This is a genomic window from Croceitalea marina (genome assembly GCF_042684265.1).
Lineage (GTDB): Bacteria > Bacteroidota > Bacteroidia > Flavobacteriales > Flavobacteriaceae > Croceitalea > Croceitalea marina.
The window spans coordinates 1-1,202 of sequence record NZ_JBHULB010000037.1 but is presented as its reverse complement, the minus strand read 5'-3'; the positions used below and the strand labels follow the sequence as shown (position 1 = coordinate 1,202).

Below are 1,202 nucleotides of genomic sequence, written 5' to 3'. Positions count from 1 at the left end.
AGACAAGTGGTGTAGAGGGCAAGTTGGGTCCGGGATTGTTTCTGTTGATACTCCATACTTAAAGATAAAGAATATCAAACCCTACAAGGTAAAGCTAACTTTAAGTTTTGAGACAGTCTGACGGTCTAGTATAAGAAAAGTAGGGCGGTCGCAGACGCTTACTTTTCGGATTAAGCACAAGCCGAATTTTTAAATTTTGTTAATTACTTTACTCTTTTTAATTAAGCCAAATTTAAAAATTTGGCGACTTGGCAAACACGCACAGACCTTTTGGTTAAGCACTATTCGCCCTATTTTTTTTATACATTGTTGTGCGTAGTACTTTATTCATCCTGCAATTCCAATTTCATTCTATAAGTTTTCAATGAAATCAGATTTGTTGTTTTAGTCGCACTTTTTAATGTCAAATCAATTTCTCCAGCTACAATACAACCTTTGATTTGTTTGTTTGGAAATCTGTCCATTAATAAACCTAAATACATTGATAATTGACCGAAAACTTTGAAATTCGCAACTCCAGATTTTAATTCGACTGCTAATAGTTCTCCGTCCGATTTTTCTAATAATATGTCAATTCTTTTTCCCTCAATTAGATATTCAACTCCTTCGTTTTGGTTTCCAAATATTTTGTATTCAGGAAATAATTCGGCTATTTGCGATACCATTGAATTTTTCAAATCCCTTTCATAACTGAAATTCGTAATTGATAAATCCGTTACTTCATCGTTTTCAATTTCTTCATCAGCTAATTCGTAAGATAAGTCATCAGCATTTTCTTTGAATTTGTATAATGCTTTAATCGCATTTCTCACAGTTCCACGCCCTTCATTTCCAGTTTCTGAATAATTCCCGACTGTGCTGTAAGATTCGACAAGTTTTTTGATTGTTGGCAAATCGTTTATTGAATAAACATCTATATTTTCATTCCGTTTTTCTGATAAATGCTTTGAAATTTTGTCAATCGCATAGGAATAACTTGTACTCGTATTGTCGGCATAACCATTTCTAATTAGCCATATTTTAAATTTCTCTTTTTCCATTAAATGTCGATTTCGGTTGGTTTGGTCGTATTACGCACAACGGTCTAGTGTATGATTTCGTTGCGTGTTTAAGCACTAAAGTTAGCAAATAAATCACAGATAGAAAGTCCGCGAGGACTTTCGTAAGCATGCTATAACTAGCAATGAATTATACACATTGTT

The 1,202-nt window shown here is 33.4% G+C and carries 1 protein-coding gene; it reads right to left on the bottom strand.

Annotation, left to right across the window (positions count from 1 at the left end; all coding sequences use genetic code 11):
* Window positions 1–323 precede the first annotated feature (323 nt).
* Window positions 324–1,040, bottom strand: a complete 717-nt coding sequence (locus ACFSQJ_RS14215) for an endonuclease NucS domain-containing protein (RefSeq protein ID WP_377767638.1) — start codon at window positions 1,038–1,040, stop codon at window positions 324–326.
* Window positions 1,041–1,202: the final 162 nt, after the last annotated feature.

Bases quoted from the DNA above. Each gene is read 5' to 3' on its own strand.
- ACFSQJ_RS14215 (WP_377767638.1), bottom strand. From the start codon at position 1,040: ATGGAAAAAGAGAAATTTAAAATATGGCTAATTAGAAATGGTTATGCC.